The 18,673-nt window shown below is 46.4% G+C and carries 16 protein-coding genes; 15 read left to right on the top strand and 1 reads right to left on the bottom strand.

Annotated features, from left to right (window positions below; all coding sequences use genetic code 11):
* Positions 1-68: 68 nt before the first annotated feature.
* Positions 69-1,010 (top strand): M23 family metallopeptidase, encoded by a 942-nt coding sequence (locus P22_RS09285; RefSeq protein ID WP_235814602.1) that lies wholly within the window; start codon positions 69-71, stop codon positions 1,008-1,010.
* Between the two features lie 111 nt (positions 1,011-1,121).
* Complete coding sequence (locus P22_RS09290; protein WP_054259953.1) at positions 1,122-1,538, top strand: bactofilin family protein; 417 nt, start codon at positions 1,122-1,124, stop codon at positions 1,536-1,538.
* A gap of 69 nt (positions 1,539-1,607) precedes the next feature.
* On the opposite strand, the gene yyaC is transcribed toward P22_RS09290, so the two are convergent.
* A complete protein-coding gene (gene yyaC / locus P22_RS09295) occupies positions 1,608-2,195 on the bottom strand; it encodes a spore protease YyaC (protein WP_054259954.1) in 588 nt (195 codons plus the stop codon).
* Positions 2,196-2,820: 625 nt separating this feature from the next.
* Between yyaC and P22_RS09300 the strand changes: the two genes are divergently transcribed.
* The 13 genes from P22_RS09300 (at position 2,821) to P22_RS09360 (ending at position 18,663) form a co-directional block, all read left to right on the top strand.
* Entirely contained in the window at positions 2,821-3,927 is a 1,107-nt protein-coding gene (locus P22_RS09300; protein WP_054259955.1) for a class II glutamine amidotransferase domain-containing protein, read from the top strand.
* Entirely contained in the window at positions 3,915-5,549 is a 1,635-nt protein-coding gene (locus P22_RS09305; protein ID WP_054259956.1) for a glutamate synthase-related protein, read from the top strand. The genes P22_RS09300 and P22_RS09305 overlap by 13 nt, the downstream gene beginning before the upstream one ends.
* Before the next feature lie 13 nt (positions 5,550-5,562).
* Positions 5,563-7,872, top strand: a complete 2,310-nt coding sequence (locus P22_RS09310; RefSeq protein WP_054259957.1) for an FAD-dependent oxidoreductase — start codon at positions 5,563-5,565, stop codon at positions 7,870-7,872.
* A gap of 160 nt (positions 7,873-8,032) precedes the next feature.
* Entirely contained in the window at positions 8,033-8,860 is an 828-nt protein-coding gene (locus P22_RS09315; RefSeq protein ID WP_054259958.1) for a carbon-nitrogen hydrolase family protein, read from the top strand.
* A gap of 266 nt (positions 8,861-9,126) precedes the next feature.
* Positions 9,127-10,284, top strand: coding sequence for an ABC transporter substrate-binding protein (locus tag P22_RS09320; protein ID WP_054259959.1), 1,158 nt, complete (start codon positions 9,127-9,129; stop codon positions 10,282-10,284).
* A 382-nt stretch (positions 10,285-10,666) separates the two neighbouring features.
* Complete coding sequence (locus P22_RS09325; RefSeq protein ID WP_054259960.1) at positions 10,667-11,830, top strand: ABC transporter substrate-binding protein; 1,164 nt, start codon at positions 10,667-10,669, stop codon at positions 11,828-11,830.
* A 235-nt stretch (positions 11,831-12,065) separates the two neighbouring features.
* Positions 12,066-13,229, top strand: coding sequence for an ABC transporter substrate-binding protein (locus P22_RS09330; protein ID WP_054259961.1), 1,164 nt, complete (start codon positions 12,066-12,068; stop codon positions 13,227-13,229).
* A gap of 282 nt (positions 13,230-13,511) precedes the next feature.
* Entirely contained in the window at positions 13,512-14,408 is an 897-nt protein-coding gene (locus P22_RS09335) for a branched-chain amino acid ABC transporter permease (protein ID WP_373432669.1), read from the top strand.
* 12 nt (positions 14,409-14,420) lie between these two features.
* Positions 14,421-15,392 carry a branched-chain amino acid ABC transporter permease gene (locus P22_RS09340; protein ID WP_054259963.1) on the top strand — a complete coding sequence of 324 codons (972 nt, stop codon included), beginning with the start codon at positions 14,421-14,423 and terminating at the stop codon, positions 15,390-15,392.
* Complete coding sequence (locus P22_RS09345; protein ID WP_054259964.1) at positions 15,370-16,137, top strand: ABC transporter ATP-binding protein; 768 nt, start codon at positions 15,370-15,372, stop codon at positions 16,135-16,137. The genes P22_RS09340 and P22_RS09345 overlap by 23 nt, the downstream gene beginning before the upstream one ends.
* A complete protein-coding gene (locus P22_RS09350) occupies positions 16,137-16,841 on the top strand; it encodes an ABC transporter ATP-binding protein (RefSeq protein WP_054259965.1) in 705 nt (234 codons plus the stop codon). Before P22_RS09345 ends, P22_RS09350 begins: the two co-directional genes overlap by 1 nt.
* Before the next feature lie 75 nt (positions 16,842-16,916).
* A complete protein-coding gene (locus tag P22_RS09355; protein ID WP_054259966.1) occupies positions 16,917-17,561 on the top strand; it encodes a CBS and ACT domain-containing protein in 645 nt (214 codons plus the stop codon).
* Positions 17,562-17,739: 178 nt separating this feature from the next.
* Entirely contained in the window at positions 17,740-18,663 is a 924-nt protein-coding gene (locus P22_RS09360; protein WP_235814603.1) for a cation diffusion facilitator family transporter, read from the top strand.
* The last annotated feature ends 10 nt before the right edge of the window (positions 18,664-18,673 follow it).

The raw sequence follows: 18,673 nt of genomic DNA on the forward strand, positions 1-18,673 counted from the left end.
TGATAAACATAGAATATAAGACAGATGTGTAATAATCGAAATGGGGAATGATAATAGCAAAGAAAGGAGTGTGCTGGTTGATAAAACAACAGAAGAAACCGGACAAGCGGAAGTATACCATTATGCTTGTTCCGCATCAGGGACAAGCTGGCGTGCGTAGCCTTCATATTCCAATAGTGGCTGTCAAATGTGCTGCCGTTGCATTTTGTATTATGGTCGTGTTTTTAATTGGCATAACAGTAAATTATCACAAAACGGTTGATACAGCCGGAATGGAAAAAGCCGAATTGGAACGTTTAAGGCAGGTAAATGGTTCCCAGGTCAAGCAGATTGAGGAGTTAGCAAAAGCCACCGCTGCTTTGCAGCAGGATATGAACAGGCTCAATAAGCTTGACGCGGAAATCCGCCGCATAGTAAATGAAGACAATGATGGTAATACTTCCCGGGCCGGACTTACCAGAATATCACCTGAACCAATGCAATATGCAGGACAGGGAGGGCCGAATCCCCCGTCATTGTCTGATTTGCAGCAAACGGTTACTGCCATGCAGCAAAATCTTCAAGTCAGGGAACAGAGTTTACAGAATTTAAAAGAAGAACTTCTGGCTAAAAATGCCAGACTGGCTGCTACTCCGTCGATCTGGCCGGCGGCAGGACAAGTTACCTCACGTTTTGGCTGGCGCAACTCGCCGTGGGGCAGCGGCAGCGATTATCATCCGGGTATTGACATTGCCGGTGATTACGGTGCGCCGATTGTAGCGACGGCCGACGGCGTAGTTGTCCATAGTGACTGGGCCAGCGGGTATGGAAAATTAGTAGAGGTGGATCACGGTAACGGTATTGTGACACTCTATGGGCATTGTTCCCAGCTTTTGGCGAAAGACGGTGAATATGTCAAAAAAGGGCAGGTCATTGCCTATATGGGCAGTACCGGCTTAAGCACCGGAACACATGTGCATTATGAAGTACGCGTCAATGGGACTGCAGTAAATCCCGATAAATTTTTATAACAGACTATAAACTTTCTTTTCATTGAAGAAAGATAAAATACATTTTGCAGTGCTTGTTTTATAGTATATAGAAGTGTGTGCATAGGCTAACTTGGTTTGGGAGAGATAAAAATGTTTGGTAGCAAGAAAACAGCAGGAATAGAACAACAGGTTGAAACCATTATAGGCAGGGAGACTTTTATTAAAGGTACCGTCACGGCCAATGCCGGAATCCGGGTGGATGGGAAAATCGAAGGTGATATCCACGCTTCCGGCGATGTTGTTGTCGGAGAAAACGGGCAGATCTTTGCCCAGATTAAAGCACGCAATGCGGTCATTGCCGGACTTGTCCGGGGAAATATTGATATTCAGGAAAAGCTGGAGTTATTGCCGACAGCTAAAATTGACGGTGATCTGAAAGTGGCCGTCTTGACAATTGCTGAAGGTGCTGTATTTAAAGGCGCCTGCGAAATGCGCGGGCAAGAATCCCAGCACAAAGAGGTTCATTCACAGCCCGTTTCGGCACAAACAGTAAAAGCGGCTAAGTAATAAGGTAGAGCAATACAGGCACCCCGGTAACTCAGTTACCGGGGTGCCTGTATTGCTCTACCTTGCTTTTCACATTTGCCGGCAATACCCTGTTGCCCGTAAACCAAAGGAAATACCATAGGCGATGGTATCCGCCATTTTCATGACCAAACTTAGGCGAGTGCTTTGCAAGACAAGATGTTCCATAAATCCCCCGACGTTGACGATGCCGGTGATATAGGCATTGCCAACAGGAGGGAGGTCTTTCTTTACGGCAGCACCCGGTTTTACCGAGCCGCGCCCTAAGGAAACATAGCCAACGCTTTCACTTTTTCCGAGGCAGGCGTCGACTGCAATGATATAAGGGTCCGTAAAAGTTGAAGTAATTTGGTTCAGTATATCTCTTAAGTTGGTAGCATGGACAGGCTGTTCCAGAGTGCCGAATACATGCGGATGTGAGTTTAAGGCACATAATTTGCTGCCGGTTAAGGGACCCAGAGAATCTCCGGTAGAACGGTCTGTTCCAATACATAGTATGATGATATCCCTTTTGATTGGATTATGTTCATCCAGGAGGCTGCGAATATTCATGGCAAGGGTATAGGTTGCACCAGGATCCTGAATATTGCACTTATATTCAGCAACAGAAGGCGGTAAATGAAAGAGTTTATTCAGCATACGATCTCCTACATACTAATTTTGTAATAGAGTATATGTAGATCGGCTATTTCTTATGCAAAGTAGATAAAATCCAAAAAAATAAAAAGAAAATTCAGACTAAATGATTTAAAAATGTATACAGAAAAACAATTCAATACATTGTTAAAGTTATTCAGAATTATCAAGCCATATTTTGTTCTTTTATGTAGAACAAAAACGGGTGTATATCACATTCCAAAGGTTTAAAGGAACGGCTATGTAAAATAAATATTGCATAAATATACAATATAAAAAAAGCAAATGCGACTGTTGAGCTTGAAAATATAGGATTTATCAGAAAAAACTTTATTTTAATATGCATATTGACAGTATAACATTTCGTTTTTATAATTAAATAGAGCTTCATATAGTATTGTGTTAAACAGAAAACACAAATGATTAAGGAGTGTGCCTAGGGTTCCGCGCGTTTGCGGTCTGGACCGAGCGGCACAGGTGCAGCGTGGCACCTGCTAGGTAAACGCTGTGCTACACCGTTGGTATAAAAAACCCGGCGGAAGGTCCTGGAAAATGGAGTTCCGGTACTTTCGCAGGGTTATTTTTTATGTTTTGATTTTTATTTTACTTATGGGAGAGGTGGAGACCTATGTGCCGAATTGGTGCGATTAAAAGCAAGGTGCCGTTTCATCCTTCGGAGGCGCTGTATTTAATGCTCCCTCAGCAGGAAGGGCATGATAACTCCGGTTTTGCGATGGTCATGCAGGATTTGGATGGAATGTTTGCACAATACAAGGATAAGCCGCTGTTGTCATTAGCTTGCACCCAGAAGGGGGCTAAGTTAGTCGAAGATTATATGGAGGCTCATGATTTTCGTCCTTTGTATGAATGGATTCCCCGTGGCGACCGTCAGCCGGGACTGGATATTAAGGCCATGCCGTATTATATTTTCCGGGCCTATGATTATCCGGAGCATTTCGGTCATGCCAGTCAAACAGAAAAAGAGGAGCTGCTGCTGGATGTCCGCTTAGCTTTGCGGGCCATTCTGGAAAAAGATAATCAGGGATATGTATATTCTTTTTGGCCGGATGTACTGACCCTGAAGGAAATCGGCGATCCGCGGGATATTGCCACTTATTTTAAATTGTGGGACAAGAATGACAGCTTAATGGCGAAAAATATTGTTGTTCAGTGCAGGCAGAATACAAATTATGATATCGTCCGCTATGCGGCTCATCCGTTTTTCCTGCAGGGTTATACACTGTGCGCCAATGGTGAAAATACATTTTATACCAAAAATAAGGAATATCAAAAATCATTGCACAGAGGTTATATCGGTTTTGAATCCGACTCCCAGAATTTCTTATATACATTGCACTATGTACTGCATGAACTAAATTGGCCGATTAAATATTATAAACACGTGATTACTCCGTTGCCGTTTGATGAAATTGAACAACGCCCGGATAAAGCGCAACTAACGGCCATCCGCCAGTCGCTGGGTCATCTGGAAATTAACGGGCCGAATACCATTATTGCTATGCTGCCGAGTGGCAGCATGATGACTTGCTGTGATTCGAAAAAATTACGGCCGGTTGTCGTCGGCGGGGATGATACCACGATGGCGATTGCTTCTGAAGTATGCGGCTTGAACGTAATTTTGCCGAACCGGGACAAAGAAGCGGATATTTATCCTAATGAACGTGAAGTTGTTGTCATTACGCCGGAATTGGAGGTGCAGCGATGGAAACAGTAAGAAGCCAGGATGTTGGTGTTAACGACTTGCCCTGGAAAATTGAATATACGACGGAACGGTGTACTATGTGTGGCAGTTGTGTGGCTGCCTGCACCTTTAATGCCATTGAAGCCGTCGTGGAGCGCCGCTCGGTAACTATTTCTACAGGTCGTCAGCCTGAACCAACCCAACGTCATACTGCTGTACCGGTCATTAAACAAAAGAGCAGTATAGCCAATGCCTGCGTCGGCTGCGGCATGTGCGAAAAAGTGTGCCCCAACCGGGCGATCAAGCCGGTGCGTAACGAAGATTCCCGGTTTAACCTGCTGGCCCGCAGCGGCGGCAATGCCATTAAACGGGGTGGACGGACCAATTTAAATGCCGACCGTACTTTGGATAAGATCGTCATTGGCCGCATATCGCAGATGACGGACCCCTCACTGGATTCGGAACGCCATACATTTGATATTCTGGCTCCCTTCGGCCGCGTTTTGCCGGCCGATGAACTGCCTTTTAAAGTAAGCAATGGCGAACTGGAATTTTCCGAAAAAACCCCTCCGGTCAACTGGATTTATCCGGTCATTTTAAGCGATATGTCTATCGGTGCCCTGTCCACCCGTGCCTGGGAAGCCGTGTGCATGGCGACTGCTTATTTAAACGAAAAGCATCATTTGCCGGTTCGGATGTGTTCCGGTGAAGGCGGTATGCCGGTTAAATTAATGGAATCGGAATACCTTAAATATGTTATTTTGCAGATTGCTTCGGGACACTTCGGCTGGAACAGGATTATTAAAGCCATGCCGCGGATGAAGGTGGATCCGGCCGGTGTGCTGATTAAAATCGGCCAGGGGGCAAAACCCGGCGACGGCGGTCTTTTGCCGGCAGCCAAAGTGGCTGAACACATTCAGGCCATCCGCGGGGTGCCTAAGGCGGATTTACTGTCTCCGCCCAATCATCAGGGTTTGTATTCTATTGAAGAGTCGGTACAAAAGATGTTCATGTCGATGAACGCTGCCTTCAAATTCCGTGTTCCGGTTGCCATTAAATGTGCGGCTTCGGCAACTTCGGTATCGGTATACAACAATCTGCTCAGGGACCCGTACCGTATTTGCGGTGGTTTCTTTATTGACGGTATTCAGGGTGGTACCGGTGCTGCCAATGAAGTATCCTTGGACCATACCGGTCATCATGTTGTTTCCAAATTGCGTGACTGTTATCTGGCTGCTGTTAAACAGGGTCGCCAGGGACAGATTCCGTTATGGGCGGGCGGCGGCGTCGGCTTAACCGGTAATGCCGCGGCAGATGCGTTTAAAATGATTTGCCTGGGCGCCAACGGCGTATTCATGGGTAAGGTTCTTATTCAATTGTGCGGCTGTGTCGGCAATGAACATGGACGGTGTAACTCCTGCAGTACCGGTAAATGCCCGACAGGGATTTGTACGCAGGATCCGCGTCTGGTAAGACGCCTGGATATTGATAAAGCGGCGCAGAATATCGTTGATTATATGCTGGCTTTGGACAGTGAAATGAGAAAAATGATGGCGCCGATCGGCAATAGTTCATTGCCGGTAGGACGTTCGGATGCATTGGTCAGCAAAGATGATGCTGTAGCGGATAAACTGGGCATCCAGTACGTATGTTAGGAGGGGGAGCATAGTGTTCAAATTAAGTGCAATTGAAGGCAATAACCGTATGTCGACCCAGGACCTCCTACAAGCCATTAATGAAGCTTTGGCTAACGGAGAAACGGAATTTCATATTGAAGCGGCCGGACAACATGATATCGGCGGTCCGTTATGGCATCCGGAAGGAAAAACCTTACGGTTTTATGTTACAAACCCCGGGCAGAGGGTTGGGTCCATGTGCCTGGAAGGGACGGAAATTATCGTAGAGGGCTCGGCTTCAGCCGATGTTGGCTGGCTGAATGCCGGCGGTAAAATCGTTGTTAAAGGCGACGGCGGTGATACCACAGCCCATTGCGCGGCAGCCGGCAAAATCTTTGTGGGCGGCCGGGTAGGGACCCGTTCGGGTTCGCTGATGAAACATGACCCGCTATACGATCCGCCGGAATTTTGGGTACTCAAAAACTGCGGTAGCTTTTCCTTCGAATTCATGGGCGGCGGTATTGCCGTTGTGTGCGGCTATGACAGCGAAGAGTTTGTCTCGGTTTTGGGGGATCGCTCCTGCATGGGCATGGTTGGCGGTACCTTATATTTCCGCGGCAGGGCAAGCGGCATATCGCAAAAAGACGTCAAGGTGTTGCCGCTGGAAGAAAAGGATATTGCTTATTTGAACGGCAATATGGAAGAATTTCTGACTTCTATCGGGCAGCCTGAACTGCAGACGGAATTAAGTGTGTGGAGTGACTGGAGCAAGGTTGTACCACTTACCTATGAGGAACGGCCCAAAAAGGCCGCCAGTGATACCTATTCCTTCCGGATGGATAAGTGGGTGCCGGGCGGTATTTTCAGTGATGTATATAAAGATGATTTTCAAGTGGCCGGTTTGGTAACCACCGGTGTTTTCCGGCAGCGTGTTCCTTTATGGGAAAATGCCAGATATGCGGCTCCCTGTGAATTCAATTGCCCGGCGTCGATTCCCTCGCAACAGCGCTTTAATCTCTTACGTGAAGGGAAAATTGACGAGGCTTACCGTCTGGTTCTGGAATATACTCCTTTTCCCGGATCGGTCTGCGGTGCTGTTTGCCCCAATCTGTGTATGGATTCCTGTACCCGCAGGGAAGTGGATATTTCAGCGCAAATTGGCCGCCTGGGAACCTACTCTGTTCAGGTGGACTTACCAAAAGCTGAGCAGAAGACCGGTAAGAAAGTGGGCATTATCGGCGGTGGTGCGGCCGGACTTACGGTCGCCTGGCAGCTTAGCCGTCTAGGTCATGAGGTAACGGTGTTTGAAGCCGATTCTCACATGGGCGGTAAAATGGAACAGGTTATCCCCCGGGGACGCTTGCCGCACGACACGTTAACACGTGAGTTAAAACGCATAGAAAATATGGGCGTAACCTTTGTGACCAATACCAAGGTGGATAAAGAAAAGTTTGCCGAAATTAAAGCCGGCCATGATGCGGTGGTGGTTGCCAGCGGCGGTCATATCGGTAAGGTAATCCCATGGCCGGGACATGAACGGATTATTAAGGGCATTGAATTTTTGAAGGCTATTAATAAAGGCCAGCATTATAAAGTCGGTAAACGGGTTATTGTTATTGGCTGCGGCAACTCGGGCATGGACGCCGCGGTAGGGGCCTATCAGATGGGGGCCGAGCAGGTTACCTGTATCGACGTACAGCGTCCGGCGGCTGATGAAAAGGAAATCGCCCATGTGGAAGAAATGGGCGGCGTTCTCAGATGGCCGGTTATAACCAAAGAAGTTACGGCAGAAGGGATTATCACCCAGTCAGGAGAGCTGATCCCGGCGGATACCGTAATTATTAATATCGGCGACGCACCCGATCTTGGCTTCTTGCCGGAGGGTATGCCTATAGAACGCGGGCATCTGAAACCGGGGCCTGATTTTCAAGTGGCAGAGGGCGTATTTACCGCCGGTGACACCGTCAAGCCGGGCAGGCTGGTAGATGCCATTGGTGCGGCCAACAAAGCGGCGCAGGCCGTGGATGCCTACCTGATGCACACGGAATACCAGCCGGTAGACAAGAAAGAAAAAGTTCCGGCCGGCAGACTGAGCAAGGCCTATTTCGAGAAGTGCCATGCCTGTGATTTGCCGGAAGCCAAAGACGATCACAACCGCTGCATTAGCTGCGGCACCTGCCGTGATTGTCATATGTGTGAAAAATCATGTCCGGAACGTGCTATCACCCGCAAAACACTGCCGGACGGCGGGTTCGAATATGTGTCCGATTCGAAAAGATGTATTGGCTGCGGCATTTGCGCCGGTATTTGTCCCTGCGGTATTTGGGGCATGTATGTAAATAACGAAACCATTGTTTTATAAATGCCGGAGTAAGATAGCCGGCTCAATCAAGCAGATTGAGCCGGTTTTTTGTTGTTATAAAACGGACAAGTTTCCCGTACACTGGATAAATAAAAAGGGTTTACAACAAGGGTGAAATGGAAGAGAATATAGGATAAAAGAAGGAAGGAGTGTTTGGTCCATGGATAAACTGAAGCTGGGAATCTGCCAGATGGCTGTAGTGGAAAGCAAAGAGAAAAATCGGAAAAAGGCGAGAAAAATGGTTGCCGAAGCGGCAGAACAAGGATGTCAGTTAGTAGTTTTGCCTGAAATGTTTAATTGTCCTTATCAAACTGATTATTTTGCGGCTTATGCTGAACCCTACCCGGACGGAGAGACCATTCAAATGTTGTCTGAAGTAGCTTCCCACTATAAGATCATTCTGGTTGGCGGTTCCATTCCGGAAAGGGATACGGACGGCCGGATTTATAATACCTGCTTTATCTTTGATGAAACGGGAAAACTGGCCGGCCGGCATAGAAAAGTGCATTTATTTGACGTGGATATGGCCCAGGGGACCTTCTTCCAGGAATCCTCCGCCTTGACGGCGGGCGAAACAATCGGTGTGGTTACGGCCGGGAAATGGTGTTTTGGCGTGGGTATTTGCTATGATATCCGGTTTCCCGAAATGGCCCGGCTGATGACTTTAAAAGGAGCCAAACTGCTTATTTACCCCGGTGCATTCGGCCCCAATACCGGTCCGGCCCATTGGGAATTATTACTGCGCTCCAGAGCGATTGACAATCAGGTGTTTATTCTCGGTGTATCGCCGGCACCAACGCCGGGAGCCGCGTACCAGGCTTACGGCCATTCCATGGCAGTGGATCCCTGGGGAAACATTTTATCTGCCGCAGGAAGCATGGAGGCTGTCCTCTGCCCGGAGCTTAATTTCGCAACTATGCGGCAGGTGCGGGCCGAATTACCGCTGTTAAAACACCGGCGGCCGGATATTTACCATAACAGTTTGTAAATTAAATAAAACAAACCAAACACTTGTGTCTATTTAATAAAGACAAAAGTGTTTTTAAATGGCGAAAATATTGTTGACATGGTGTTAATATGGAGAATATAATAAATTTTAAAGACAAAGATGCTGTAATTACATACTTAAATTATTATGATTATTTAATTTTGTAAACAATCGGCCTGACGGTAATCAATCTGGCGTAAGGAGGCGGTCGGTGCTTATTTGCTTAGGAATGATTTTGTGATCAATGACTAGAGAGGGATGGGAAGATGGTTAAAAAATCAAAGATTTTTTTACTGTTTGCCGTACTGCTGACACTAATTTTAGCTGGTTGCGGTTCTTCCGGTACCGATTCCAAAGAAATTAAAATCGGCGGCAACTTTGAACTTACCGGCGGGGTGGCGAACTTTGGCAAGCAGACGGTAAACGGTATACTGCTGGCTTTTAAGGAGGTAAATGATGCCGGCGGTGTACATGGCAAGAAATTAGTGCTGGTACAGGCCGATAATAAATCGGAGCCTTCGGAAGCGGCTAATGCGGTAACAAAATTGATCACCCAGGACAAAGTTGTGGCGGTGCTGGGACCGGTTACCAGTTCGGATGTACTGGCAACTTTGCAGATTGGCCAGGATAACAAAGTGCCGATTATTACGGCTACAGGTACCAATCCAAAAATTACGGTGGATAACGGACAGGTAAGACCCTACTCTTTCCGCGGCTGTTTCATTGATCCTTTTCAGGGAAAGGTAATGGCTAACTTTGCATCCAAATCATTACAGGCAAAAACAGCCGTTATTTATGTGGACAGTAGTTCGGACTATTCTAAAGGGCTGTCGGATTCCTTTGAAGCTGCCTTTACCCAAAACGGCGGTCAGATTATCGCCAAAGAGGCTTTCCTGCAAAAAGATCAGGACTTTAAAGCAACGTTAACCAAAATTAAGGGCATGAACCCGGATGTGATTTTTATTCCCGCTTATTATGAAGAAGTGGGAAAAATCGTTAAACAGGCCCGGGAACTGGGCATTACTGCTCCGCTGCTGGGAACAGACGGCTGGGATGACGCAAAACTGGTTGAAATTGCCGGTGCGGCTGTTTTGAATAATGGCTTTTTCAGTAACCATTATTCTGCGGAAGATAAAGACCCCCGTGTCGTAAAGTTTGTTGAAGCCTATAAAAAAGAATATAACGAAAGCCCCAGTGCCTTGGCCGCACTTGGCTATGATACGGCATTGATGCTGGCTGACGCTTTGAAGCGGGCCAACAGCGAAGATCCTGTGAAAATCAGGGATGCTCTGGAAGCCACCAAGGATGTACAGGTGGTAACCGGGGTGCTGACACTGGATGCTGAACACAATCCCGTTAAAAGTGCGGTAGTTATTGAAATGAAGGATGGCAAACAGGTATTTAAGGAAAAAGTAAATCCGTAAAATTAAGAGAAGAAGCTCCTGACCGGTTGCTGGCCAGGAGCTTCTTCTCTTAAAGTAAACTGTTTACATTACAGTGGAAAAGCCGAATGAAGAGAAAAATGGAGAGCAAATGTGCTTTTATAGTGGACATTATTAAATTTATCTATTGACAGAAGATACAATGGTGCATATAATAATTCCATAGACAATTATATTTGTATTGTGTACTTATAAGCAGGGTAGTTTGGCACTGTGTAAAGAAAAACGCCGGGGTTGTTTAGGTAACAGGCAGCTTGTCCGGCCAGGGGATAAACCCGGTGGATGTTGACTTGTAAAATATCCGTGGCGGGGTTTTTTTATTGCTCTGTGGCAAGTAAACTTACACAAGAGGAGATGGGAATGAATGAAGAAAAAATGGTTGGGATTGGGATTGGCTGCTATTTTGAGTGCTTCCCTGGTAGCCGGTTGCGGCGGCAGCGGCGCCGGTAGTGATTCGGAAATTAAAATCGGCGGCAATTTTGAATTGACAGGCGGGGTTGCCGACTATGGTAAGCAAACCCTGAACGGCATGCAACTGGCCATTAAAGAAGCGAATGACGCCGGCGGTGTATTGGGCAAAAAAATTGTGCTGGTGCAGGCCGACAATAAGTCCGAGGCTTCAGAAGCCGCCAATGCAACGACAAAGTTGATTACCCAGGATAAAGTGGCGGCGGTGCTGGGACCGGTTACCAGCTCGAATGTAATTGCTTCCGTGCAGATTGCCCAGGACAATAAGGTGCCGCTGGTTACAGCCACCGGTACAAACATGAAAATAACCGTTGACGACAGCGGTAATGTCAGACCATATATTTTCCGCGGTTGTTTTATCGATCCTTTTCAGGGTATTATAATGGCTAATTTTGCCACAAAAAGCCTGCACGCCAAAACGGCGGTTATTTATATTGACAGCAGTTCGGATTATTCCAAAAATCTGGCAGAGTCTTTTGAAGAAAACTTTACTAAAAACGGCGGCCAAATTATCGGCAAAGAGGCCTTTTTACAGAAAGACCAGGATTTTAAAGCAGCGTTGACTAAAATTAAAAGCCTGAATGCCGATATTATCTTTATTCCGGCTTACTATGAAGAAGTGGGAAAAATTGTTAAACAGGCTCGTGAATTAGGCATTACCGTGCCGCTTTTGGGCACCGATGGCTGGGATAATGCTAAAATAACGGAAATTGCCGGTGCCGCGCCGTTAAATAATACCTTTTTCAGTAATCATTATTCAGCAGAAGACAAAGATCCCCGTGTTGTAAAATTCGTCGAGGCCTACAAGAAAGAATACAATGAAACGCCAAGTGCTTTTTCGGCACTAGGGTATGATACCGCGCTGATGCTGATTGATGCGATTAAACGCGCTAATAGCACCGAGCCTGAAAAAATCAGGGAAGCTCTGGAGCAGACCAGGGATTTACAGGTAGTCACCGGCGTGTTAACTCTGGATGCTAATCATAATCCAATAAAAAGTGCTGTTGTAGTTGAAATGAAAGATGGTAAACAAATTTTCCGGGAGAAAATAAATCCCTAAAAAAAATAAAAAAATATTCGGATTTTGGCTTTGTTTTTAAGATAAAGACAAAATGTCTATCAGGCAAGGACATTCACATAAAAGTCCTTGCCTGAAGTATTGACAGGGTAAAAATGCAAACATATAATATACACTGTGAATAATACAAAGGTGGGGCGTATTCATCCCTGGTAGACGAATGGCAGGACTAAAAAGTATGGTCGGATTGATCCGTACTAAAAACAGGGGGAGAAAGATGATTGCAAAAAAAATGTTATCACTGTGTCTAGGTATGCTGTTGACAGGTGTAACCATCGCCGGGTGCGGAGGTCAGCAGGGAGCGGACGGCATTAAGCTTGGTGCCAATCTGGAAATGACCGGTGGCAATGCAACCTTCGGGCAGTCTGCCAGCAATGGAGCAAAACTAGCTATTAAGGAAGTAAATGAAAAGGGCGGAATATTAGGAAAGCAGGTATCTTTGATTGTTGCCGATAATAAAAGCGAGGCTGCCGAAGCTGCCAATGCCATGCAGAAGCTGATTACACAGGACAAAGTCGTCGCCGTAATTGCGCCAATTGCTTCTTCCAGTGTTATTGCCGGTGCTCAGGTCAATATGGACAATAAAGTGCTGGCTATCAGTCCAACTGCATCTAATCCTAAAGTTACCGTTGATCCGGCTACCGGTAGTGTCCGTGATTTTTTGTTTCGGGCAGCCTTTATTGATCCGTTTCAAGGATCGGTGATGGCCAATTTTGCCAGCAAGACATTGAAAGGAAAAACGGCGGCCGTATATATTGATAACTCTAGTGACTATGCAAAAGGTCTGGGACAGTTTTTTAAAGAGACTTTTGAGAAAAACGGCGGCACGATTATAGCCGACGAAGCCTACCTGGCGAAAGATACTGATTTTAAAGCTACGTTGACTAAAATTAAAGCTGCTAATCCTGACGTATTATTTGTCCCCGGCTACTATCAGGAAGTAGGCATGATTATAAAGCAGGCGCGTGAAATGGGGCTGACCATGCCGATATTGGGCGGTGACGGTTGGGATTCGGCCAAGTTGCCGGAAATTGCCGGTGCCCAGGCGCTAAATAATACCTTCTTTGCGAACCATTATTCCCCGGATGATAACAGTCCGGCTATTAAAAACTTTGTTGCCGCTTACCAAAAGGAATACGGACAGGTGCCGGACGCATTTGCCGCCTTGTCTTATGATGCCACTATGATGGTTTTGGAAGCCATTAAGAGGGCCAATTCCCTAGATACGGTTGCCATTAAGGATGAACTGGCCAAAACCAGGGATTATCCGGCTGTCTCCGGGAGCATCACTTTAAATGAGACCCATGATGCAGTGAAGAGTGCGGTCATTATTGAAATGAAAGACGGCAAGCAAACCTTTAGAGAAAAAATTAATCCATAAGTAACATAGTCATTAATCCTTGATTAGGTGTATAATATACTCATAGTATAGAGCGTGTCTGTTACAGTAGATTATTAGCTATAAAACAGCATATATGGATTTTCTACGACTGGCAAATGCTTAACTTGGTGTAGAATATCTGTTTGTGGGGCGCCGCGGAAGGGCCAGTATAGACTTCGGAGTGAGTGTGTCCAAAAGGGGATAAGGCATCTAGTCTTATCCTTTTCCTGTTTAGCGGCCTAGACGAGCCTTAGTATAGAAATAGAAAATATTTGGAGGGAAATGGAAATGGAATCCTTTACTCAACAGTTTATCCAGCAGTTGATTAACGGAGTATCGCTTGGCAGTATTTATGCCTTGATAGCGCTGGGGTACACCATGGTCTATGGCATTATCAAACTCATTAATTTTGCCCATGGCGATATTTATATGTTAGGTGCGTATGTCGGTTTCTTTGCCACGACAACTTTAAAATTGCCGTTCATACCGGCGTTGCTTTTGGCCATGGTCGTAGCGGCATTGACCGGTATGCTGATTGAACGTCTGGCCTATCGCCCCCTGCGGTCGGCACCCAAAATTGCCGTACTGATCACCGCGATCGGTGTATCGCTTTTTCTGGAATACGGGGGAATTTTATTGGTATCACCGCAGCCGCGGACTTTTCCTAAAGTATTTTCGGCTGAATTGTACAATATCGGCGGGATTATTGTAAATAGTCAGCAAATCATCATTTTGGCAATCTCCCTGATATTAATGGTACTATTGACTTATGTCGTGCAACGTACAAAAATCGGTAAAGCCATGCGGGCCGTTTCTTTTGACACTGATGCCGCCCGCTTAATGGGAATTAATGTTGACCGGGTTATTTCCTTCACTTTTGGCATTGGTTCCGGTTTGGCTGCCGCTGCTGGGGTACTGGTTGGTGTATACTATAACTCCATTGATCCGCTGATGGGGATTATGCCGGGTTTAAAAGCCTTTGTTGCCGCCGTATTGGGGGGGATCGGCGTGATTCCCGGTGCCATGCTGGGTGGCGTGATTATGGGGGTTGTGGAAGCACTGGTTAGCGGATTTATTTCTTCAACCTTCCGGGATGCCGCGGCTTTTGCAATTTTAATCCTGATTTTGCTCTTTAAACCGTCCGGGTTACTGGGCAAAAATGTACGTGAGAAAGTGTAGGTGACAGAAAAAATGAATGCGATAACCAAAAAAGATTTGCTGTCACTGGGTCTCTGTATTATCATATACGGGATTGTGCAGGCCTTAATCATGACAGACCAGATCGGGCCTTTCTGGCAGCTGAATATTGTGTTGATTTGCATTAATATTATCCTGGTAACCAGTTTGAATCTGATCAATGGTTTTACCGGACAATTTTCTATTGGGCATGCCGGCTTTATGGCCGTCGGTGCCTATTTGGGTGCGGTATTGACGGTAAAGATGCATCTGCCGTTTATTGTTTCGATTGCCGGTGGTGCACTGGGTGCTGCCATTCTCGGTTTCATTATCGGCCTGCCAACCTTGAGGCTCAATGGTGACTATCTGGCCATAGCCACGCTGGGATTAGGTGAGATTATCCGTATTACCATTTTGAATATTCCTTATGTCGGCGGTGCTTCCGGCTTTATGGGCATTCCCCGTCTTACGACCTTTACCTGGGTTTTCTTTTTTACGGTGTTTACTATATTTTTTATCAAAAACCTGATAAACTCTTCCCATGGACGGGCCATTCTTTCCATCAGGGAAAATGAAATCGCCGCCGAGGCAATGGGTGTGGATACCACAAGATATAAAGTACTGGCTTTTACTATCGGTGCTGCTTTTGCCGGTGTGGCGGGGACGCTGTTTTCTCACTATTTCTATATTGCTCATCCGGCTTCATTTACCTTTATGAAGTCTTTCGATATTCTGACCATGGTGGTGCTGGGGGGACTTGGCAGCATCACCGGCTCTATTACCGGAGCGGTACTGTTAACTTTTGTATCGGCCGCTTTGGCCAGTTATCCGGAATGGCGTATGGTTATTTATTCGGTTGTATTGATTATTTTAATGATTTATCGCCCTCAGGGGTTATTTGGCTATAGGGAAGTCAGCTTGCAGGTATTTAAAAAGTGGAGCCGGCTGTTAGGGGGTGATAAAGATGACGTTGTTAAAGGCAAATAAGTTATCAAAGGTATTTGGCGGATTGCGGGCCGTATCGAATTTTGAAGTGGAAATTGCCCAGGGGGAATTAATTGGTCTTATCGGACCCAACGGGGCTGGAAAAACTACGGCATTCAATTTGCTTACAGGCGTTTATGAACCGACCGAAGGCGATATCGAATTTGACGGAAAAAACCTTGTTGGCTTAAAGCCTTATCAGATTACGCAACGGGGAATTGCCCGTACTTTTCAGAATATCCGTTTATTTTCCAACCTCAGTGTATTGGACAATGTAAAAATTGCCTATCATTTTCATGTAAAATATGGCTTAGTGGAATCGGTTTTCCGTTTTGGCCGCTATTTTCATGAAGAACGGGGAATAGAGGAAAAAGCGGTCAAGCTTCTGGAAATATTTAATTTGGCCGATAAAAAGGATGAAATAGCCAAAAACCTGCCATATGGTGAACAACGCCGTCTGGAAATTGCCCGGGCACTGGCGGCACAGCCCAAGCTGTTACTGCTGGACGAACCGGCGGCCGGGATGAATCCCCAGGAAACGCAGCAGTTAATGGAAATGATCCGCTGGATCCGCAGAGAATTTAATTTGACCATCCTGTTGATAGAACATGATATGAGTTTGGTTATGGGTGTGTGTGAACGCATTTATGTGTTGGATTATGGCAGTATTATTGCCCATGGTGTCCCTGAAGAAATCAAGCATAATCCAAAGGTAATCGAAGCTTATCTTGGGGAGGAGGTGCACTAATGCTGACAATTAACGATATCAATGTATATTATGGCGCTATTCATGCATTAAAAGGAATCAGTGTACAAGTAACCGAAGGTGAAATTGTCACGCTGATCGGTGCCAACGGTGCAGGAAAAAGTACCATCCTGCGGACCATTTCCGGACTTTTAAAACCCAAGAGCGGCAAAATTACATTTGAAGGGCAGGAAATAGGCGGCATGCCGGCCCAGAACATTGTAAAGCTTGGTATTTCCCAGGTGCCGGAGGGACGCCGGGTATTCGCCAATATGAGTGTACTGGAAAACCTGGAGCTAGGTGCATATATCCGTTCTGATAAAAGTGGAATTGAACAGGATATGAACATGGTATTTGAAAAATTTCCCCGTCTGGCGGAGCGTCGCAGTCAACTGGCGGGAACATTGAGCGGCGGGGAGCAGCAAATGCTGGCTATGGGTCGGGCGCTGATGAGCCGGCCACGTCTGCTGCTTTTGGATGAACCTTCCATGGGTCTGGCACCGCTGCTGGTAAAAGAAATCTTCTCCATCATTCAGGAAATCAATGAATCCGGAACAACAGTATTGCTGGTAGAACAAAATGCGCATATGGCATTGTCGATTGCTCACAAAGCTTATGTGCTGGAAACCGGGCGGATCACGTTATCGGGTGACGCCAGAGAATTAGCTGCCAGTGAAGAGGTTAAGAAGGCTTATCTGGGAGGATAAACAGGACAGAATGGGGAATATAATGTAAGAGCGGTAATCGGTAGTAAAAACTGTGAAAATGGGAGATGAGTTGTGATGTTTGTGTCGAACAGAATGACCCCGAATCCAATTACCATTACTTCGAGTACAACCATTGTTGATGCCACCTATCTAATGCGTAAGCATAAATTTCGCCGTTTGCCGGTGGTGGACAACGGCAAACTGGTTGGCATTATTACTGACCGTGATCTGCGGGAAGTATCTCCTTCTGCGGCTACCTCTCTTTCTATCTTTGAAATTAATTATCTGCTGGCCAAAATGCAGGTTAAAGATATGATGAAGAAGCAGCTGGTTACCGTTCGTGCCGATGCGACTATTGAAGAGGCGGCTCTTTTGATGTATAACCATAAAATAGGCGGCATGGTGGTTGTTGACGAACAGGAGCAGGTGGTCGGAATCATTACGGAAACCGATATTTTTAAATGCTTTGTTGACCTGATGGGCTTGCCGCAGGGAAAAACCCGCATTACGCTGGATGTGGCCGATAAGGTCGGGGCACTGCATGAAATTACGGCTGTTTTTACGGAACTGGGAATTAATATCGGCAGTATGATCTGTCATGCTATGGCGGACAGTAAGGCCGAACTGGTTATCCGGGCTGATGTAACCGACATTGACGAGTTATCGGCGCGTCTTAAGGATAAGGGCTATCCGGTGCAGCATGTGGCCCAGATTGGCTAGGCCGAATTTTGCGGTGGATATTTACACTATTTCCCGAGTATGCTAATATAATGAAATAAGATCAGGTAGCCGGTTTAAACGGCAACTGGGCAAGGTACGCAGCAGGCCTATAGCCTGCGGGATCGGAGGATTCCGCAGGTTTTTTGTTATTTAATTGATGGAAGGGGAGGTTTGTGTTTTGACGGAAAATCGTTTTCCGGAGGAAAATCTGAAGCGAAATGCGGCCTTATTATCTGTGGCATCCAATTCGTCACTGGTGGTTTTAAAATTAGTGGTCGGCTATCTGACCGGAGCTGTCAGCATCATATCGGAGGCGGCCCATTCAGCGGTTGATCTATTGGCTTCTTTTATTGCCTTTTATGCCGTCAAGAAATCCGATTTACCGCCTGATGAGGATCATGCCTATGGGCACGGTAAGTTTGAGAACCTGTCCGGAGCAGTGGAGGCACTGCTTATCATTGTGGCGGCGGTGTGGATTGTTTACGAGGCCCTGGATAAGTTCTATGCACAAAGTATGCCGGAATTATTGGAATATGGGATTGGCATTATGCTGATATCCATTGGTATGAACTATTGGGTGTCCGGGCGGCTTATGGCAGTGGCCCGCCGGACGGAGTCCCATGCCCTGGAAGCCGATGCGCTGCATTTGAGGGCTGATATCTGGACGTCCGCCGGAGTTCTTATCGGATTGCTGATCATTAAAGTTACCGGTTTATACTGGCTTGATCCGTTGATTGCCATGCTGATAGCCATTATTGTATTTAAAGCCGGGTATAACATGACGAAGAAAAGTGTGCATGAATTGACCGATATTGCCTTGCCGCCGGAGGAAGAGGCGATCATTAGTGAAATTGTAAACGGCCACGAAGAGGTCATTTCCTTCCACCGTCTACGGACGCGGCGTTCCGGCAGTTACCGGCTGATTGATATGCACTTAATTCTATATAAGGATATGCATTTGGATAAAGCGCATGCCGTATGCGACCAACTGGAAAAAGAAATTGAAGCCCGGCTGGGGTTGTGCGATGTGGTCATTCATATTGAGCCGTGTGATTATCATGACGGTTTTGGCAGCTGTCCGTTGCCGCAGGAAAAAGAGTAAGGCATTGACG

Origin of the sequence: Propionispora sp. 2/2-37 (assembly GCF_001298735.1) — a bacterium.
Lineage (GTDB): Bacteria > Bacillota > Negativicutes > Propionisporales > Propionisporaceae > Propionispora.